Source organism: Olivibacter sp. CPCC 100613, assembly GCF_036959255.1.
In the GTDB taxonomy this organism is placed as follows: Bacteria; Bacteroidota; Bacteroidia; order Sphingobacteriales; family Sphingobacteriaceae; genus Olivibacter.
Genome location: NZ_JAWMTI010000002.1, coordinates 658,381 through 677,987 on the forward strand (window position 1 = coordinate 658,381; position 19,607 = coordinate 677,987).

Sequence of the window (19,607 nt, forward strand, 5' to 3'; positions counted from 1 at the left end):
AAAAATTAGTTATGAACATTAATCTCTAAGAAACCAGGCAAGAGCATTAGCTAACAGAAAACTATTACTCACCTCAGCTCCGTTATAATATGGTTTGTTAAGAGGTCTTCCCTCCGCATCGACAAGTAGCGGAGAAATTGTTTTGCTACCTCTATCCAGCCCTGCTAGAGTACCGCCATCGGTCCAATAAAGTAACTTATACTGTTTGTGAACAAAGCCAATCACACCGTCATTGTTCTCGGATAATATATCAATTTTTGTTTTATCCAATAAGTCTGGTGTTATATAATTCGTGTCATCAACATCATCCCCTATAAATTTACCTCGAATATCTCCAAATGGACCGTTAGTTATCGGGTGATCTATATTCGACAAAAGTTTTACATAATTAGTATATGATTTTAAATAGGGAATATTACTTTGCGATTTCAAAACATCTACCAGACGAAGAATTCTTTCAGGTCTTTGATCCGTCTGCATACAAAGAATTGCTTTTCCGCCATCTTTAAGAAATTGAAAAATTGCATCTGCATCACTATTGTATGATAATGTGAATGGGTATGCGAGAATGATAATATCAGGCTTATAGTTTTCAATATCTTTTGTTAAATTCCCTTTGGTATTTACATTAATAATTTCAAAGCCATCAGATTTTACCGTTCCGGTAGGTCCGAAATTAGCAGTAGAAGTTAAAAGTTTTGTTTGTTCAAGTCCATTACCTGCTACTGGCACATACCATGATCCGCCTATGGTTAAAACTCTTTTTTTACGAATAACATTGTCTTTAACAGTCAAATTAAGGTTATATTTGACTCCTGGGGTTATAGTAAGACCATTTATTAATTTATTTTTCAACGTTGTGGTTCCTATTTTAATTGACGACAAAGTTAACGACGCGTTTGAAACTTGAGGTGATGAAACAATTATCGAACTCGTTAGATTCTTTGTATTCAATCCGTTAAAGTTCAAAGGAACTTTTCCCTCCTTCGAATCATAAGTAATCGATCCATTTAATAACTTAATATTATTTTTAACTCTATGAGGACTAAAAACTGCTTCTATTGCAGATATATTTCCAAGTTCTCCTGAATCAATAGTTACATCAATACGGCTGTAGATATGTTTCATAACGACATCTAGATAATTTGTCGTCTCTCCTGAAATTCCTTTTTCGATAACCTGATAAAGAACATCTTTACCTGAAATTTCATCTAAAGTAGCCTCTTCCAATTTTTTATTCGGATTAGCTTCCATAGGAGTTTCTGATGAGTTAAAGGAGTAAAAGACAAACTTATAAGTCTTGCCCCCATCTAATTTCAAGTCCGTCCCATCATCCGAGGTTTGTGACCCTGTAGTATAAACTTTTTGACTGACAAAATTGCCGTTTGTTTCATATACTACAAGACGATATTTGATACCTGATGGAAGATTTTCTCTTACTTCTGTAGCTAACATCGTTTTTGCAGAGGCTTGTTTTACTGCAGACCCTTCAGCGGTTAAAGTTGCTTCAATGGCGTATTTGTCGTTTATAGGAATTGAAATTTTACTATTCTCTTTATGGGCCGAGAATGCGTTGACTTTGGGCTTTTCAGGCTCAAAACTTATTCCTTTTAAATTCACGCGGACAATTGCCTCTCCGCCTTTTAAAAACTCTCTCTCTTCGTTCTTTTTACAACCAACGAAAATGATAAAAGATAAGACAGTCAGGTAAAAAAATACGGATCTATACATTCTAATTTTTTTCATTTTTTTCATTTTTTTAATTCCAATTAATATCTCGAGATATGTCTGTTCCTTCCTGCCATTCGGTTTTAATCTGTCCGGTATCATTTACAGGCCTTACCATCGCCGATCCGGTGGCGATACCTTCCTCCATGGCAATGAGCTCTACCGTAATCAGTGGTGCTACATATGGATTCTTTTTCATTTTTTTTTCTTTCTTCATTTTGTTTCATTTTTATTTTAAACTTTCAAATTTTATTGAACATCTTGTGTATACCGGCTAAGGGAGCTCATCATCGGTATACACGTATAAGAAAAGACTTTCTATGCTATTATATTCCGTTTTGATAAGCTTTCTAATGGGTATGACGGATGAAAGAGCGAAATGTCCCTCAAAATTTCTCCGCTTGCTTTTCTATCATAACCCAAAATACCCTACACTATCTAAAGTTATAGATCACACCAAACTGTGTCGATAATATACCTTCTCCTCCCCTTCCGCCAACCTCACCGTCAAAAGCATCACCGACCATACTGCCGCGCACATCGAAGGAAAAATCGAAGTTTTGTGAAATACGGAAAGTTTGGAGTATGCCGATATTGGGTCTCAGAGACATTCTGGAAGGATTATTGAATCCTGTGGCAAGGCCAAGCCCGGCATAGGGGATTAAATGGTACTTACGGTCTGTAAACTCGCCGTAGATATCATTGGTCCAGTCAAAAAGCACATCGGCGTGTATGTTCATAAAATGAAAAGATTGCTTTTCCAGCCATTTTGATTCATCGAAGACCTTACCGGTGCTATAGCTTCCATTTTGCGTAAGCCCTTTGGCCTGAAATCCCGTGATTCCGGCGCGCACGCCAAAGCTGTAGTTGAGCCACCTTCCGAACGAGGCACCAAAGCTTGGGGCAATCCGTGCTCCAAAACCCTGCTGCTTGTTATGGTCGCCTAAATAGATCTGCCCCCCCACACCAGCACTGACAAACCAGGCATTGTCGGGGCTATGCCACATCCCGCCATAGCCAATTTTTGAAACGGCTCTCTTAACGTTGGGCATGCGTTCAGATCGTAAACCCTCATGGTTTATATGGAGCGCATTATTTGCCGTTGCGGCATACATCGGGGTAATAATTCCCTTGTCTTGGGATACTTGTCCAAATACCGAGCCTACACTAAGTAAAAAAGGGACTAATACAAATGATAATTTCATTGATGATTGTTTTTGAGTAAATAATTAAAAAAAAATTTATGATGGAATAAAACGCTGGATCCTCTTTTGCCAGCACTTCCAAAGACTGCTCTTTTCTTCGTAGCCATAACCATAACCACCATATCCGTATGTGCCATAGCCATAGCGACCTTTTCCCAGGTCAAGTCCATTAAGCACAACGGCCATATTGGTCAGCTTACGCTCCTGATGGAGCTTTTCAATTTCGGGCAGCTGCCTGCGGTCGAGTTTTCCGGCTCGTATCATAAACAAGGTCAGGTCAGAAATCCTGTCCACAATGCTCGCGTCTGCCACGATGACCATCGGCACACCATCAACCACGACATAGTCATAGCGCTCCTTGAGTTGGTTGACCAGCTGGTCCAGACGGTCTCCGAGCAGGAGCTCCACGGGATTGGGCGCAATCAACCCGATAGGGAAGCAGTCAAGGTTATGCAGCTCAGGTTTACGATGGATGATGTCATCGAGGCTAACACTGGAATCTGATAGGAAATGACTCACACCCCTGGTATTACTCAGGCCCATCCGTGCGCTCAAGGTTCCTTTACGGAGATCGAGATCCACCACAGCGACGCGCTTGTCCAAAAAGGACAGGATGGCGGCTAGGTTAATAGCCGAAAATGTTTTGCCCATGGATGTACCAAACGAAGTAAAGGTGATCACTTTGGCCGGCTTGCCGGCATGAGACATAAAATTGATGTTGGTACGCAAGATCCGAAAGGCCTCGGTCAGTGGATCACGCCCGGTTTTATCGACCAGTATTGCTGATTGTTGGCTCGATCGACCCCGCGAAGTGGGTATCTCTCCTAAGAATGGGACAGACAACACCGCTTCAATATCCTGACGTTGCTGTACGCCGGTATTGAACATCAAGGTCAGTAACAAGATCAATGTAGGTGCTACCAATCCAATGCTTACACCGGTAGCGACTTTACGAAACTTGCTCGGATATATTGGTTCAGCGCTCACAGATGCGGGGTCTATCACCCGCATATTATCCTCGGTCATCGCCTGGTTGAGGGCGTTTTCTTCCCGCTTGTTCAGTAAGTAGAGATACAGTTCCTCTTTTACTTTCTGCTGGCGTTCTACAGACAGCATCATGCGCTGTTTCTGTGGGATCTGCAGGGCCTTGCCCCGGGCAAGATTTTCTTCTTTTTTGGCGTTCTGTATCTTGATGTCCAAGCCGGCGACAGCATTGTCAACCGCACGCCCGATGTTGGTACGCATGGCATCCAGGACGGTATTCATATCCTGTACCACCGGGTTAGCCATGCTGCTACCTTCCATCAGGCGGTTCTTGCGAAGCAGGGTGCGGTTATACTCTTCGATCTGCCCTTCTACGCTGGCGTCTACGAGCCCCGTATTATTGGGAATCAGCTCTTCCTGTTTTTTTCCGTTGTGCAGATATTGCTGCATCATTTGCGCCAGTTTACGATCGGTCTCCACCTTGGTGCGGTCCAACTGAAACTGACGGCTGTCCGAAAGATACATCTCGCCAGCAGTCTCCACATTGACACCCTGGTTGGATTCGCGCAGCTGTTCGATATTGGATTCGACCGAGCCGAGCTCATTTTGGATGATCGCCAGGCGCTCATTGATAAAATTGGCCGTATTCACACCGATCTGATTTTTGTCTTTTAACGAGATCTCGTTGTATACACTAACCATCTCCGCGATCAGATCCGCTGCACGGTCTGGATTGCTATCCCCGATCACGACCTGCAGTACCGAAGCGTCATCTTCTAGTTGGGTTACTTTCAGGTTGTTTAAAAAGTGGCTAACCATGGCGTCTCTGTCCTGGCGCCGCACGGTAATATCCTGCCCAAAAGCCTGCTCCTGATAATAGCTGGTCGGTACCACCGTTAAACGGCCAAGGGGACTGTTTACTTCCTTGTTCAGTGTGACCATTTGTTTTTTGTTCTCCGCTCCTTTTCCGTTGAATGTCAGTTCCACCGATTTTCCGTCTATTGGTGTCACGATCACTTCAAACTGTGTTGAAGGTGATGCATTGGCCAGTTTTAACTGGATCGGGCTATGCTTGTAAAGTTCGATATCACGAAGCCCTTTCCGCACCGAGTAGCTGGTTTCGGCACCGACCCGGCTCACCGTTTCGCGCATCAGTTCCTTGGATTTGAGCTGAACGATCTCAGAGGTCACGCTGATCGAATTTACCGCGGCATTGGTAGCCGTAATGCGGGCGGTTGCAGGCGTATTCAGCGGGGTTTTGATGACCACCATTTCTGAGCTTCTGTACACAAATGGCGACTTGCTGTACTGGTAGTAAAAATAGGACCCGAAGATGATGACTGATAGCATATACCATCTCCAGTTGAAAAACAGATACCTTAGCATATCGATTACATTGATAGCACTGTTTTGTTTTTCCAGGTTAACCTGGTCTCTCGCTTTCATATTTTCCATGATTTTATACTATTTTGCGATACTGATAACAGAAATTATCAATGTCAATGCCCCCAATAAAGAGCTGAATACCCTAAAGTTTCTTTCCTCTTTTGGCGTATAAGCGGCTGATTTGGGCTCTACGTATACGATGTCATTTTGCTGTAGATAATAAGCCGGAGAGTCAAATATTTTTTTCGATTCGATATCGTTGAGGATCCGGACGCGCTCGCCATTCCCTTCTCGTATAACGGTGACGCGGTCTGGTGCAGCATTAGGCTCCAGTCCTCCTGCTTTGGAAATAGCCTCTAAGAGGGTCATGCGTCCATCAGGGACACTGATGACCAATTCATTGCGTACGGCCCCCATGACGCTAACCTTGACATTGAGAATCTCAATTTTCACAATAGGGTCGTTAACGATCTTTTCTTCAATAAGTCTTTCCTGTATCAGGTTCCTGACCTCATCTAAACTCATTCCCACAACCTGAAGATTGCCCAAGAGCGGAAATGTAATCTCGCCCTGCTGGTCCACTAGGTAATTCTGTCCACCTGCGTTCGCCCTGTTCTCTGTCTTGATCTCTCCATTATCCCGTATGCTGTAAGTTCCGGTGCCGGTTAGGAAGGGTGCCACCAATTCCGGATTTTTTGACCCCACAGTAATGCTGAGGCGGTCATTTTTTTGAATACGGAGCAGTGACATTTCCTGAATTTTTAATGCCGAATCCGGAACCATGTCATTGACATATACTATTTTTTTCGATGTCATGCACGAAGTCATCAGCAGCAAACTGAGTAAACTGAGCATGACCATTTTTTTAAAATTATTCATCTTCATCTTCATTTATTAACTATTTTATTGCTATGTCTGCGCTTGCGAGACATTAATAAATACGGCCGGGGCTTTCGATTGTCCCGAAGAAAAATTTATTTTTTTTTGGAATAGTTAATATAAAATAAGCGACCGCTTTCTCTCAAGATCTCGCTCGGCCTGAATAGTAGTGCATCACGGGGAAGGAGAGCGCCTCCATGGGGGCATAAGGCAAATAGCGCCATACATTACGCCAGATCTTCTGCTTTGTGGATTTGCGCCCGGTATAGATGCCTTCCTTTGTCTGTATATGTGCTTTGTCGTGAAAACCAAAATTCCCCCCCCCCCAGATTTCGTCCATCATCCAGCCCGCATTGATCGAACGGTTTAAATGCAGGGGCAAAATTTTCTCTGGTACGCCCAAGAAGTCAACTAATAGCTGATGCAATAGATCAATCCATTTCGAGATCTTGAGTTTGTGATAGATCTGCTTGAGCGCAGTACTGTCAAACTGCCCTGCATAGTAGGTATAGAGATTGGCTACATCACAGAGCTGCCGCAATCCGACGCCGAAAGACAACAAATGTTTCAGGATGTGTACACTGACCTGTACGATCTGTAGCAGTGGCGAGGGAATGGAGGCAGCCGAGTGTGGAGTTAATGTCAAAACGCTTAAAAAAGGTTTCTGTGTAACCTCTAGGTTCCGTAAATATTTTTTCAGGAAAGGATTGTGAATATCAAACAGTCGCTGGTGCTGGTCTACCTCAGCATTGTTCCAGTAATAAGAACTCGTATATCCGGGATTGGAGCGTACTTTAATGCCATGGCCCTGTAAGAGCTCATTGGCACGGCGAAAATCTGCGGGCTCCTCAAAATACCAATCTATATCACCACATAGGCGGCGGTAGGGGTTTAGATAGCATTGTGCCACTCCCTGTCCTTTTAATAGCAAAGGAGACAAGCGATGTGCTCCAAAAAAATGAAGCTGTTCTTTAATGATACCATTCATCCAGGTGTTGCGCTGTTTTATTTTTTCGGTCCGCACCAGCCATTTTATCAGGATGTCTCTAGGCGGCTGGTATTGTGGCGGTAGCTGCTGTATCCCGTCAAACAGTATCCCCTCTATCGTCTGGCGTATGCCATACTGATAAATTTGGATCCAGTTATCGCCCGATAATGGGAAACAATCTTCGCGGTCTACGGGCCTGTTCCATAAACCGGCGCGCAATAGCGAGAAAAAGGCCTGTATTTTTTTATCTTCGTACATTATTCTTCCGTGAATAGGGCATTCATTTGGAACTGGATGATCAAATTTTTAGCGTCCCGTTCCGCATCCTCAACATGCACCTCATAATGTGACTGGAGTACCTGTGCAATTTTTGCAACGGTCAACGTCTGCCCCTGCAGATCACGCCATACCTGTGCTGCCGTTTCATTAAACCGGATCAATTTGGATATATCCAATTCACTTTGTCCCGGATCGACAATGATATAGTCATTGCCAAATTGTCGTAAGATTAAATCTGTTCTGAATTTCATTTTGTTATGCGATTTATTTATTTCCTAAAAGGCATTTTATATAGATTTTCATGCATTTGTGAATCATTTTATCCCTTGTAAAATGATGTTCATAGCGTGTTCGGCTGCCCCGCACAAGCTGCTCTCTGAAACGGGGGGCTTCCCTGATACGTCGAAATGCCATGGCCAGTGATCGCTCATCCGCTACAGGCACGGTAAGGCCAGAGTAGCCATTCGCGTTCACCCAGCTCACTCCCGAACCGGGGATTTCAGTAGACACCACCGGCACAGCACAAGACATGGCTTCGATCTGTACAATAGCAAATGCCTCTGTTTTCCAGATCGAGCTCAGACAGAAAGTATCCGCAATACCATAATAGGCCGCAATGTCATCATCCGTCAAAAAGCCCAGTAGAGTGACCCGATGCTGTAGCCCCAGCCTATTGATAAGTGCTTGGAGCTCTTCCATCATCGGGCCCTTCCCGCCGATTAAGATATGGTACTGGTCATTCAAGAATTGGGCGGAGCGGATCAGATATTCGTAGCCCTTGTATTCCACCAGGCGGCCCAAGGAAAAAATGATATGCTTATCCTTATATTGCCTGCGTAATTGCTGTGCTTTTAAAGAATCTATATGTATCGGCTCTACCCCGATCGGGACATAACCGACTTTATGCTGTACTTTTTTCAAAAAAGGGGATTCATGGACATAAACCGGTGTGGTGCCGACAATGTAATCCGCGCGTTCGATCAGCCAATTCTGGAGTGGCTTATAGCATTTTAGCAGTAGTTTTTGTTTGAGGATATCCGAATGCCAATGAAGTACGACCTTGCCGCGATAACCCGATAAAGACAAGGCCAGTGCGGCCATGGGATCAGGGTGGTGTATGTGAATAATGTCATATTCTGGAGCGATTTTGCGCAGGATGTTGATCATTTCCGGAGACACCATAGTTGCTGACACTTTCAGTCGCGTGGGCACAACGATCAATTTAGCATGATCATTCAAGATATAGGTACCGGCAGGGTATTGCTCCATTGAAGCACAGAGCATGTCACAATGGACCTCTTTTTCGGATATTCCTTCAAGCAGGTCAAACATTACTTTCTCGACGCCGCCCCTGATCGGGTAAAATTTGCCTAATTGTAGTATTTTTATGCTTTCTAATGTGTCTGCCATGATCTTTAATTTTTTTCTTCCTTTAACAATATTTCAAATAATTCTTTCCAATTTTTGGAAATGGGATGCTCCAACTGGAGATGGGGTATCTTTTCCAAGAATGCTTCATCGTTTTCTATTAATCGCCGCATCTGCTCGGCAAGCTGCTCCGGCTTATCCGGATCAAAAAAAGCGGTCATCATACTGCCTGCTGCAGTCTCACGCGCATACGGATAGTCTGCCAGCAGCATGGGTTTGCCGAATGATGCAAACTCGGTGATAGGCAGTCCCCAGGTTTCTACTTTGGAAGGGAACAGAAGGCAGTCACTTTGTTGATAATAATTAAATAGTGTCTCGCGCGACTGAAATCCGATAAAAGCGAGTGCTTTTAATGTACCCCACTCGTTAAAGATCCATTGGGCATAGGCATTCTCGTTTCCGCGGAAAGTGATATATACTTTGAAATTGTGGATCCCGTATTCCTGCTCCAGCACCTTTACTGCGCGGCAGATGCTCTCAAAATTTTTATGGCTATCCGGAGCTGCTGCATAGATAAATGAATAGTTGTCGGTAGTAGGCTTTGATAACTTGACCAAATCCGATGTAGGTGCTGTCTTATTGGGTAAGGCCACTACCAGCTTCTCTTTGGATAGGCCGAACAGTTGCTTAAACTCATTTTTCAGCCATTGCTGCTGCACGATAACATGACTATTTCTGTGTATGCGGAAGCGATAGATCCATTTACTGAATAGGGCCAATAGGACAATTTTTGGCGCCTTAAAGCACTCGCTCCAGGTCCACTTATAAAAAGGGAATGGGTTATGGCAATAGACTGCCTGGCGCTTGGCTGTTACATTTGGGCTGGTATCATGCAGGGAAAGCCAGAGATCAATGTGGCCGATCTCCCTGGAAATCTTTTTTAGCGAGACATATTCATACCAAAGCCTGTTGATCCATCTTTTTTTAGGCCATTGGCTTTCTATATATTCAATATGGGGATAGTCACTCAGTTCACGCTTATGGACGATCGCAACAATGCGGTAGTTGCCCGTTTGGGCCAGTGACGATAAGTAGCTCAGACAGTCACGTAAGATGGTCAGCGTACCTCCCTTGTTCAGATTTACTGCTGATATAACAATAGTTTTCATGGTTAATGTGCTAGTCCGTTAAAAAGATTGATCCACTTCTGCATGACGGTGTCTTCGGTGAAGCGATGTGAGAATAGTTTGGCATTGTATCCCATCTGCTGGCGCAGGGAATCATTCCTCATCAGCAGTTTAAGGCTGTCAGCAAAGGCTTTAGGATCATCTTTCTTCACCAAAAAACCATTGTGGCCCTGTGCTATAATATCCCGGGGTCCACATTTGCAGGCGTAGGAAACCATGGGCAGGCCACAGGCCTGGGCTTCCAGCAAGGCCATGGGCAAGCCTTCATATCGCGATGTCAGGGCAACAATCGAACTATTGAGATATTCTTGTTCAATCTCCTTGACAGGCCTGCACAATTGGACCACCTGCGCTAAACCGTGCTGTGTGATGCAATTCTGTAGGTAATTTGCTAATTCGCCCTGCCCGAAAATGCGAAGTTTCCATTCGGGGAAGTCAGCGGCCAGCATGGCCCAGGCCTCGATCAGCTGATCAAACTGTTTTTGTTGATCATAACGCCCAACGGCGATCACCGTCTTTTGGTCCAGAGCAGCCTGTCTTTCAGACCCAAAAGTATTGGCATTGGGGATCACGGCAATATTATGTAGCTTGCCCCAATATTGACGGTCCTCTTCGGTCAATACGATAAAGCGGTCGTATTTTTTCGCATACCGGCGATCTAGCCTGCTCCGGTAGCTATTGATTAATCCCCAGATCCCCTTTTTACCATATTGGATCCGTTTAAACCGGGAGAAGTGAACTTCCAGTAGTTTCTTGCTGCCATCTTTGATTTTCCACAGAAAACCTGCATCATGGTCAAACAATGAAATCGTAATATCCGGGCGTAAATTCATTAGTATGTTTTCCAGCCGCTTACGGTGCAGGCGCAGTTTACCAGGGTAACTATATAATTTATGGTACAGGTTGCTCCCATTGTTATCTTGGTAATCAATCCCAAGGTCAATCACGTCAACCCTTGGATCAAGTTCAAAATAGGGTTGCCTTTGCTGTTGATCGGTGGTAATTATGGTGATATCAAAGCCACGTTTGAGCAGATAATTAGCTTTATTGGTCAATACCCGTTCCATACCTCCCGAGTTATATAGGCCTGATATACAGTAAACTATTTTCATTTCTTTTTTCTTTTGTATGTTCAATTTCCTCTTTATAATGCTGGCTGAGATAGGGACTTTCCATGGAAAGGAACAGTGCGTAGATGACATATATATCGGTGGATACTTTAAACCAGTTGACCAGCAGCAATAAGAAAAGCAGTATAAATAAGTGCTTAAATACGGTAGACTTTTGAGCCATGGTAACGGACAGGTAGGCGAAAAAAATGATAAAGGTAACAAGGCCTGTTGCGCCGCTGTAAAAGATAAAGCGGCAATAGCCAATATCAGTACCTACATCATGCCATTGTGAAAACACGGCCTTGCCGATGAGCCAGGTTTTGGTATCATTAACCTCCGGCCATATCCACATGGTGGTATTGAGCTTGTCGGTAGAGTCAGTGCGCCATTCTCCGGTTTCTGCCCAGCTAAAAAATCCTTCAAATCCAAAGCGCAAAAGTTTGTGCATGGCGGCATCCGTATTGTAATAGTATGCTCCTATGATGAATACCACGGCCAAGGCACTTAGGATAATGCCCCACAACTTGATGTTGGCGTGTTGCATAGTCCGGCTAAAGCAGCCCGTCGTTGACAGCAGGTAAACAATACCGCCCACCATGCCCAGTAATGTGGTCCGGGCGATCATATTGCCGATACCTGCGATTAGTAGAAAACTGATAACATATACGGTAATAGCCCGGGAATTATGACGTATGGTTTCATCTTTCGCCAGCAGTACGGCGATCATCAGGAGTACAGCAGAAAAACGTACGCCCGCTACATCCAACGCGGCACCTATACCATAGAGGCGCTTTACTTTATTCAAAAACTCAGTGATCCCTATGCTGAAATAGCTGTCTACGAAAATTTTGACAGCCGGTACAAACTCAATCAGGAGCGCCAGCGCGCATTGGAGCAGGCATACAGCGACAAGGTAATTGATCAATAGCCGCGGGGAGAGTTTACCATGTATCCATGCGATAGATATACAAGTTGTATACGATGCCGCAAGCCAGGTCACCATAGATACGATATAACTTGCATAGGAGTAATCCTGTGAATTATTATAATCCACTGCAAATAAGCCAATCACAGAAAACACCATTGCAATCAACGATGAGATCATGATCTCTTTAGAAAAAATAATACTTCTCATCCGGATCAGGTGATATAGCATCAGCAACCCGCCCACTGCAGCCAGCATCATTTTAGTGTTCAATCCAGGTAGAAAAGTAAATTCGAATGGAAAGAAGTAACAGCTGGTCAGTAATATGTTTGTCATTATCAGTATAATCTTCATCGCTTTTGATCCATGTTTTACCTGTAAATAACGCCATATACCATTTTGATAATGACGCCGTAATATAACCTGAGCAACCAATATTGCTTTTTGAGAGCGGCATATTGAATGAGGCGGATTCTCATGTTGAACATCGGATTCTGGCCGATATAGGGGTTTGCCTCAGGGTACCATTCTAGCCAGTGTTGATAGGACTGCGTGTCGGAAGAGATCAAAAATGGCAGTTTGGTGTTTAGTTTAAAAAATTGAATATGTTGGTCCATTGATGCACCATAATGCTGCCGCAAAAAAGCAATGGTCTGATCTACATTGTGACGGATTTGCTTGAGGTGCTGGTCGTTTTTCTTTTTCGTATAGGCTTCGGTATTGATCTGTACATAATGATATAGGGCTTGAGGTAAGTAACTGACTTTGAATGCCATGGCCAAAACCTGGATCATTGTCATATCTTCGCCCATGGGATAGCCCTCTGGAAATCGAATGCCTGCCTGCTCGTAGAGGCTTCTTTTAACTAGTTTGTTCCAGACGTTAAACCGTAGTTTGCCGCCCAGCATCAGTTCGACACACTGCCTGCCGGTCAATATATCCGATTGTTCGGGGGCCTGGCTCATATAGCGTTCAGTATCTTTAAAAGACAGATACCAATCACACCATACTACATCTGATCCATCGTGAGATGCTTTCGTGTACAGTTTTGATAGCGCATCTTTCTCGATCCAGTCATCACCGTCACAATGAAAGATGAATTGGCCTGTTGCCCTTTGCAGGCCCGTATTTCTGGCTGCCGGAAGGCCTTTGTTCTGCTCATGGCGAATAATAGTTGTGTAGGCTTGCCGCTCAGGATACTGTTCGAGTACTGCATGGAGTAACAGGATACTGTTGTCGGGACTGCAATCATCAACAAAAATATATTCGATCTCTTTTAGATCCTGCTGAAATAGATGATGTGCAGTGCATTCAATGAATTGTTGAACATTATAAACCGGAACAATGACGGATATGAAAGGGTTCATTTCTAATTTTTATAGTATCTTAAAATAAATATCAACTCGCCTTGACAAACATGATGCAGCCCATTCGGTACTTTTTTTTGGCTTCATTCATCTCGTTGATAGTTATATAAATAAGACGATCGAGTGGTGGAGTTGTCCCGAAAAAAGATAACTGATGTCGGTAGATCTTTACAGCCGTGTTTTAAAATAGCGGAATAAGATTTTTATCCTTTTGCTAAGAGGGAGCCTATCGTATTCTGTTAGTTTGTGATTGAAAAAATCAAAATAAAACTTCGGGTCATAAAAGACGGAGCCGCGGTAATATGCCCACCAAATATCTAAATTGGGGCACCAGGAGTTCCATGGTTTGGCCCCATTGTAATGGATAATTCCTTCGGATAATACGTCGTGGAGTTCCTGCGCTGAATATAATGACTGCTGGATTGCGTTGGAGGCGAATTCAAAAATTTCTATCGTACCGCAAAATGCAGGAGGTAGGCGTTTAATCTTTCCTTTACAGTAGATATTAAGAATGTCCATGTCTTGGTATTTATAGGTAGACTCGCCGACCATTTTTCTAAATACTGCCGTTGCTTTTTGCTTTCGCATCAAATCTATATTCATGATCATGTTGCCGGCCATCACATAATCGGCTACGTTGAGATTTAATTTTGTGAGATAATTAGTGAACTCCACATCACCATAAGAGGGGGTGATCACGCCAGCGATATAATCGCTGCCGAGCTCAGTAGCTTCAAATATTTTCCTGAGATCACCTCGAAAAATGACGTCGACATCGTGATACATGACTTTATCATATTCGGGAATCAATTCGGGAATCAGCAATCTATAATACGTCACCGAGGTTATATTGCGGATCTCAAATGCACCGGAAAAACTATTTCCGACATTTCTGTAAGTTAAGCTAAAATGGTCGTACTGCTCGTGCAATCGCTCCAAAAAACCCGAATCGGGAAAGTTGCTATCGGAACCATGTAGGATAAATATATCGTAAAAAGTCTCTGGATCAGCATGAGAAAGGAGGGAGTGCAAGCATACACCTGCCGGTAAAATCAGGTTGTCATCAAAACAAAATACAACGGGTACTCTAGTCATTCGTATAATTTTTTTAATCAATAGAATTAATTAGTGTGGTATTCACGGTGTTTAAAACTGATCCTTGCCAGATGATTATGTAGTGAATACGGTATAAAAAGAGGACGGTTGAAGTCTCGGATTGTCCCTGAAAAAGCAGAAATTGCGTTGAAGCTACAGGGTAATCGGTCTAAAAAAAGGCCCGCTCCAAATAAAGGAGAGGGCCTGATCAATAGAAAGGTTGTTGTTTATTGATTTGCTGTCGGTACAATGTTGGGAGTTATGTGGATAAGGTTATTTATATTGCGGATAAGATGGGGGGCAAAAGCAAAGGTAAACTGATGCTGATGCGATTATTGGGATGGGCTTGTTCCGGATCAAGACCCGAGGTAGATAGGCGATTCTCCTACATGCAGATGTGGAGATTTCGAAAGAAATATAGCATAATGAGCTCAGGAGATAAGCATATTATCCGGTGAACTTTTCATGAAATGGGAGTCTCAGCACGAATTATTTACTGCCAAATATGGAGGAATGACACAGCTGGGCAGCAGCAGCGTTGGGCAGGCATTGTAGGTAACCTACGGGTACTTCTTCCACGATTTTTTCAAGAATTGTATTCATCCCTGAAAAGAGATCTTTGTTCCATCGGATAGCTGTACAGCTCGGGAGCACCGCAATAAAGCCCTTGAGGCCAGGCTGCCATGTAAATGTATTGGCCGGGGCCTGCTGTAGGCGTACGAACGCTTTTAATGGTAGCCGTTCATTTTTATAACAGGGGGTCTTGCCGCTCCACGGCGTTCCATAGATAAAAATGCCCGCCGCTGTTATACGGATAACGGGGTTGTCGTCATTCAACAGAACTGTATTGTTGATGTTATTGAGCCATAGCCGGCTGTGGGTGCTTTTCCCGGTCCCGCTTTTACCTAAAAAAGCGATTCCCTTACCTTCATGATTAACCACGGAGGCATGAATCATAACGGTATTATGTAGAAGACTGGCCTGACCAAATATCATCATCGCCATCCAGGTAATGACCGCATTCCGTTCAGCTGCCAAGCTCTCTGGTATATATATCGTAGACTGGTCAAAGTTGCGGTTACTGTATTGATACCATGTCCCGTTATCCTGCTCATTTACTATGGCGGTAATAAATACATCCTCTTTTTCATAAAAACGAAATCGATCTCCCCAGGCGATGGATTCATCAGTCCGTAATAAGCCTAGGTTGGATGTAACTGGCGGTTTTGTTAAGCTAAGGTTAATGACAATATCAGCCTTACATTCGGTCGTTCCGATTTGAAAATCCTCGAATGAAAGTAAGATATCGTTGAGCACTATACTTGTAGGATGATTAAATACCAGTATTAAGTCTGCGATGCGGTAGCAAGTTTGGCCTAGTTCACGTGATTTCGTTATATTCATGATTCAGTTCATGGGTTCAAAGATCAATAATTACAATCTGAGCTTGTTAGCTCTGTTTGTCTTTTAAATTTTGTATGTACTATCCAATGTGGTTTTGTGTGTGCTTTGCCATTTTGAATAGTTGTTAGTCGAGGTAAATGCGATGTTGACATTGGTCAGCCAGATTTAAATCATGTGTTACAAATAGGCAGATTCTGTGTTTTCCATATTCCAGCAGGCGTTGGGTGAGGGTATCCGAAGTGGTACGGTCCAGGGCTGAAGTGACTTCATCAAAGAGCCAGATATCGCCGTCATGCATCAATGCGCGTGCAATGGCGATGCGTTGGGCTTGCCCCTCTGATAGTCCCATACCAGATTCTCCCACTAACGTGTCCACGCCATCCGGAAAATCAAATACAAACTCTGCGCAGGCGAGCCAAAGCGCTTTATCTATAGCTAGGGGGTTATCTTCTTTGACATGGAGCAGCAGGTTTTCCCGTATGGTGCCACTGAAAAGTGAATTTCCCTGCGGGATATATGCGAAATTTATGCGGTGTTTTGCTTCTAGTGAGCGTTCACCATCTTTGTCAACCAAGGTGATATCACCTGCTTCAGCTTTAAGTAGTGATAACAAGAGGCGAATCAGGGTTGTTTTTCCTTTGCCGCTCGGGCCAATAATTGCCGTTGGTACGCCAACTTTTAGCGAAAGGTTTAACTGTTGTAATACCCATTTGTCTTCGTAACGAAAGGAGAGATCACTGATACGGAGTTCTTGTGTTTTGTGCAGGCGCTTCTGTTTTACTTGAGGTTCAATCTCTCCTTGCTGTATTTCCAGGAGCCGGTCTGTGGATACCCGAAATCGGACGAACGAGGGAATATAGGTGATCAGGGCAAGAATGGGCGTTTGAATTCTGGCAATCAACTGCAGAAAGGCAGTCATGGTTCCAAAGGTGATCTGCCCGGTTTGTAATCGATAGACGCCCCAGGTAAATGCAACTAAATAACCTGCATTCATGGCCACTTTCATGGCACCTTGGGTATAGGTCGAAAAATTGATCTGACGCATTTTCAGCATAAAAAGCTGTTGTTGGCTTTCCGTTAATTTTGCTCGCCTTTTGGGGAAAATGCCCATGGCACGGATCAGCAAACGAAAGCGCAGATTTTCCTGAAGGACTTTTGAGAAATTACTTTCCTCCTCTTTGACTTCCTTGCTAAGCTTGCGCATTTTACGGAAGTAGATCTTTGAAAAGACAAAGAGAGGCGAGATGGCCAGGGTCATCAGGGCGAGCATGGGGTCCATATACCATAGAAAACCGACAGAAGCCAATAGTTGGATAATCGTCACTATAAAGGAAAGTACGGTACTGGTGATGGTATTGGCCACTTCTTCACAGTCTGCCTGAATGCGGATCTGGATATCACCTGTATGCCAGTTTTTGATTAACCGCCATACCGATAACATCTGCGCATCGAGCATATTACGCTGTAACTGGAGTGTCAGCATCAACTTGATGCGTTCCAACAAACGACCCGAATAGCCCTTAATGAACACATTGAGGGTGATGCTGCCTACAATGCCGGCCAACAGCCACTTGAGCGGCAACTCTCCGGGGGAGGTTGCGACATCAACAGCCTTTTTGGACAGGTATACAAAGACGAGGGAGAGGCCGATACATATCAGCTCCAATACAAAGTAAAGAAGCAATCTGCCGCGATAGCCCTCGCTGATTGACCAAGCCCAGTGCGCATGTTGTTTCAGGCTGTTATTGTTCATTTGCATAGATCAATGGAAAGGTTATTTTTCCAAAAGTCCTTGTTTTTCAAAATCTCCAAGTAAGACTTCGACATTGGATTGCGCTTGCGCTACGTCTACTTGATAGTTTTGGCAGAGCAGTTCAACAATAGTTGTCTGATCAAACCCTTTTCCTTTGAGTTGTTCCCAAAGCCATGCCGCGGAGCTATTCAGCGTGTACACGATGGATAAGTCAATGTTGTCTTGACTGGGGTCAACAATTAAATGATCTGAACCAATTGGTCTCAATACTAAATCCGATCTCAATTTCATATCTGAATTATCTTTATGTTAACGGCCATATCTTGTTTTCGGGTGTAATGTTCCTGACAGCTAAGGTGTGTTAGGACGAAATAAAATAAATAAAATTAAAGTTAATAATTATTTTTCATCAGCATAACCAGTTTTACCACTGCATGATGCGGTTCAATTTTGCGATAATCCGTCTAATCAGACGGATATGATACCAGATCAAACCGCGGAATCTTGCGTGGCTGTGATTTAAATTAATTTCCTTCGCTGAATTTTGCGGAAAATGAACTAAAGCGACAGCAATAATAGCTGTCGGGTTTATATACTCCCGTAGGACGAGATTGCCATCCCCGGCCAGTACGATCTGACCATTCTTTTTTCCCACATAGCGATGAAAAACATATTTTCTCTGATGCCTGGCCAATACATTGCTGCCGAGCTGTAAGGTACCGCCCTGATAAGCCGATAATAAAACAGTGTCTCCGTCCTGAATAAAGGGACGCATACTGTTACCTTTGATACGGATACGTACCTCCTTACCGTCATCCAGCATGCATTGTACTTCTGTAAAATAAAGTTCATTGGAGATAATCCGTATCTGGGTGTCTTTCGTTTGCTCGTTCATATGCTATTGATTGGGTTGGAAACTTTTGGATGACCGGCTGCAGATAAGTGTCTTTAATGGCCTTCAGAATCTATTGCAAAGGCCCGGGCAATGATGAATCATTTATGTAATTATTTTTTCTTTTTGATTTTACCGTTTTGTTTGTCAGCTAGGTTATTGTCTGGTTCTGGATCTTTCACGCCTTTTGGATTGCTCCACAACTTCTTTTTATAGTCTTCCAACCTTTCTTCAATTTTTTTGCCGTCCAATGGCTTGCCTGATGTATCATATTGCAGCATTCCTGGCGACGATTCACGAACAATTGTACTGGCATATTTACCCTGCACGAAAAAATCATCCATTGTCATCTCGTATAATTCCCTATCTGGATCTGATATATCAGTCTGAACCAAACTATAACGTAACTGTGGGAAATAAAGCCAAAATGCGGGGGTCGACCCGATAGACTCAGCCAGATCTGCCGAAGTAGTAATAGTCATCAACGGGGCAACTCCAATGATCCGGTTTTCCAGTCTGCCACGTTGTTTGTCAAAAAAGATGTCTTCTTTAATGCGGAACTTGGTCACCTTTGCAGGATCAAATTCATTCAAGGTCATTCTAGAATCTATTTGGTTACCTTCTTCATCAAAAATAGGCACCAATACACTATCCGCAAGACGGGCTACCCCATCGTGTGCACTCATGCGGTGCTTAAAAGTATCGTCATCTGGACTATACAAAGATAGCTTTTCATTCTTGATCGCTTTCATGATCACTTCAATGAGAGAATTTCCAGGCATTGCAAGAACCATATTCTGCGCATCCTTCAGGTCTATATCCCGCCACACGCGTTTGTAAAACCGAATGTTTTTTGTATTTACCTCTGGATAAGCAAATGGAACTACATTTTCCATGCTGTTAACCTTATAAAATCCGTCGGTTACGGGGACGGTATCCGGGAGAATAGGCTGATCTACTGAATCCTTTAAATCATCTAACATGATCTTTTCCTGAGCCATTGCAGCCCCTATTCCAAGAGCCGCAATCAATATCATTATTTTCTTCATTATACT

Annotated in this window: 18 protein-coding genes; all 18 read right to left on the bottom strand. The window is 43.5% G+C overall.

The annotated features are described in order from the left end of the window. Window positions 1-18 precede the first annotated feature (18 nt). Complete coding sequence (locus RYH73_RS09240; protein WP_335313132.1) at window positions 19-1,746, bottom strand: fimbrillin family protein; 1,728 nt, start codon at window positions 1,744-1,746, stop codon at window positions 19-21. Window positions 1,747-1,759: 13 nt separating this feature from the next. Further along, on the bottom strand, window positions 1,760-1,945 hold the full coding sequence (locus tag RYH73_RS09245; RefSeq protein WP_335313133.1) for a hypothetical protein: 186 nt from the start codon (window positions 1,943-1,945) through the stop codon (window positions 1,760-1,762). 217 nt (window positions 1,946-2,162) lie between these two features. Continuing rightward, window positions 2,163-2,933, bottom strand: a complete 771-nt coding sequence (locus RYH73_RS09250) for a hypothetical protein (protein ID WP_335313134.1) — start codon at window positions 2,931-2,933, stop codon at window positions 2,163-2,165. A gap of 36 nt (window positions 2,934-2,969) precedes the next feature. Beyond that, window positions 2,970-5,372, bottom strand: coding sequence for a GumC family protein (locus RYH73_RS09255; RefSeq protein WP_335313135.1), 2,403 nt, complete (start codon window positions 5,370-5,372; stop codon window positions 2,970-2,972). A gap of 9 nt (window positions 5,373-5,381) precedes the next feature. Further along, complete coding sequence (locus RYH73_RS09260; protein WP_335313136.1) at window positions 5,382-6,182, bottom strand: polysaccharide biosynthesis/export family protein; 801 nt, start codon at window positions 6,180-6,182, stop codon at window positions 5,382-5,384. A gap of 142 nt (window positions 6,183-6,324) precedes the next feature. Further along, window positions 6,325-7,428 carry a nucleotidyltransferase domain-containing protein gene (locus RYH73_RS09265; RefSeq protein ID WP_335313137.1) on the bottom strand — a complete coding sequence of 368 codons (1,104 nt, stop codon included), beginning with the start codon at window positions 7,426-7,428 and terminating at the stop codon, window positions 6,325-6,327. Then, window positions 7,428-7,700 (bottom strand): PqqD family protein, encoded by a 273-nt coding sequence (locus tag RYH73_RS09270; RefSeq protein WP_335313138.1) that lies wholly within the window; start codon window positions 7,698-7,700, stop codon window positions 7,428-7,430. Before RYH73_RS09270 ends, RYH73_RS09265 begins: the two co-directional genes overlap by 1 nt. Before the next feature lie 13 nt (window positions 7,701-7,713). Further along, the gene (locus tag RYH73_RS09275) at window positions 7,714-8,859 is read right to left on the bottom strand and encodes a glycosyltransferase (RefSeq protein WP_335313139.1); all 1,146 of its coding nucleotides are present in this window, start codon (window positions 8,857-8,859) and stop codon (window positions 7,714-7,716) included. A gap of 5 nt (window positions 8,860-8,864) precedes the next feature. After that, window positions 8,865-9,986 (bottom strand): glycosyltransferase family 4 protein, encoded by a 1,122-nt coding sequence (locus RYH73_RS09280; RefSeq protein ID WP_335313140.1) that lies wholly within the window; start codon window positions 9,984-9,986, stop codon window positions 8,865-8,867. A 2-nt stretch (window positions 9,987-9,988) separates the two neighbouring features. Beyond that, window positions 9,989-11,071 carry a glycosyltransferase family 4 protein gene (locus RYH73_RS09285; RefSeq protein ID WP_335313141.1) on the bottom strand — a complete coding sequence of 361 codons (1,083 nt, stop codon included), beginning with the start codon at window positions 11,069-11,071 and terminating at the stop codon, window positions 9,989-9,991. 10 nt (window positions 11,072-11,081) lie between these two features. Continuing rightward, window positions 11,082-12,395, bottom strand: a complete 1,314-nt coding sequence (locus RYH73_RS09290; protein WP_335313142.1) for a hypothetical protein — start codon at window positions 12,393-12,395, stop codon at window positions 11,082-11,084. Between the two features lie 17 nt (window positions 12,396-12,412). Next, a complete protein-coding gene (locus tag RYH73_RS09295) occupies window positions 12,413-13,408 on the bottom strand; it encodes a glycosyltransferase family 2 protein (protein WP_335313143.1) in 996 nt (331 codons plus the stop codon). A gap of 168 nt (window positions 13,409-13,576) precedes the next feature. Then, window positions 13,577-14,503 (bottom strand): glycosyltransferase family 8 protein, encoded by a 927-nt coding sequence (locus tag RYH73_RS09300; RefSeq protein ID WP_335313144.1) that lies wholly within the window; start codon window positions 14,501-14,503, stop codon window positions 13,577-13,579. A 489-nt stretch (window positions 14,504-14,992) separates the two neighbouring features. Then, window positions 14,993-15,907 (bottom strand): hypothetical protein, encoded by a 915-nt coding sequence (locus RYH73_RS09305; protein ID WP_335313145.1) that lies wholly within the window; start codon window positions 15,905-15,907, stop codon window positions 14,993-14,995. Window positions 15,908-16,031: 124 nt separating this feature from the next. Continuing rightward, window positions 16,032-17,660, bottom strand: coding sequence for an ABC transporter ATP-binding protein (locus RYH73_RS09310; protein ID WP_335313146.1), 1,629 nt, complete (start codon window positions 17,658-17,660; stop codon window positions 16,032-16,034). Window positions 17,661-17,681: 21 nt separating this feature from the next. Continuing rightward, window positions 17,682-17,951 carry a PqqD family protein gene (locus tag RYH73_RS09315; protein WP_335313147.1) on the bottom strand — a complete coding sequence of 90 codons (270 nt, stop codon included), beginning with the start codon at window positions 17,949-17,951 and terminating at the stop codon, window positions 17,682-17,684. Between the two features lie 133 nt (window positions 17,952-18,084). Further along, window positions 18,085-18,555, bottom strand: a complete 471-nt coding sequence (locus tag RYH73_RS09320; protein WP_335313148.1) for a S24 family peptidase — start codon at window positions 18,553-18,555, stop codon at window positions 18,085-18,087. 110 nt (window positions 18,556-18,665) lie between these two features. After that, window positions 18,666-19,601, bottom strand: coding sequence for a type IX secretion system ring protein PorN/GldN (gene porN / locus RYH73_RS09325; RefSeq protein WP_335313149.1), 936 nt, complete (start codon window positions 19,599-19,601; stop codon window positions 18,666-18,668). Between the last annotated feature and the right edge of the window lie 6 nt (window positions 19,602-19,607).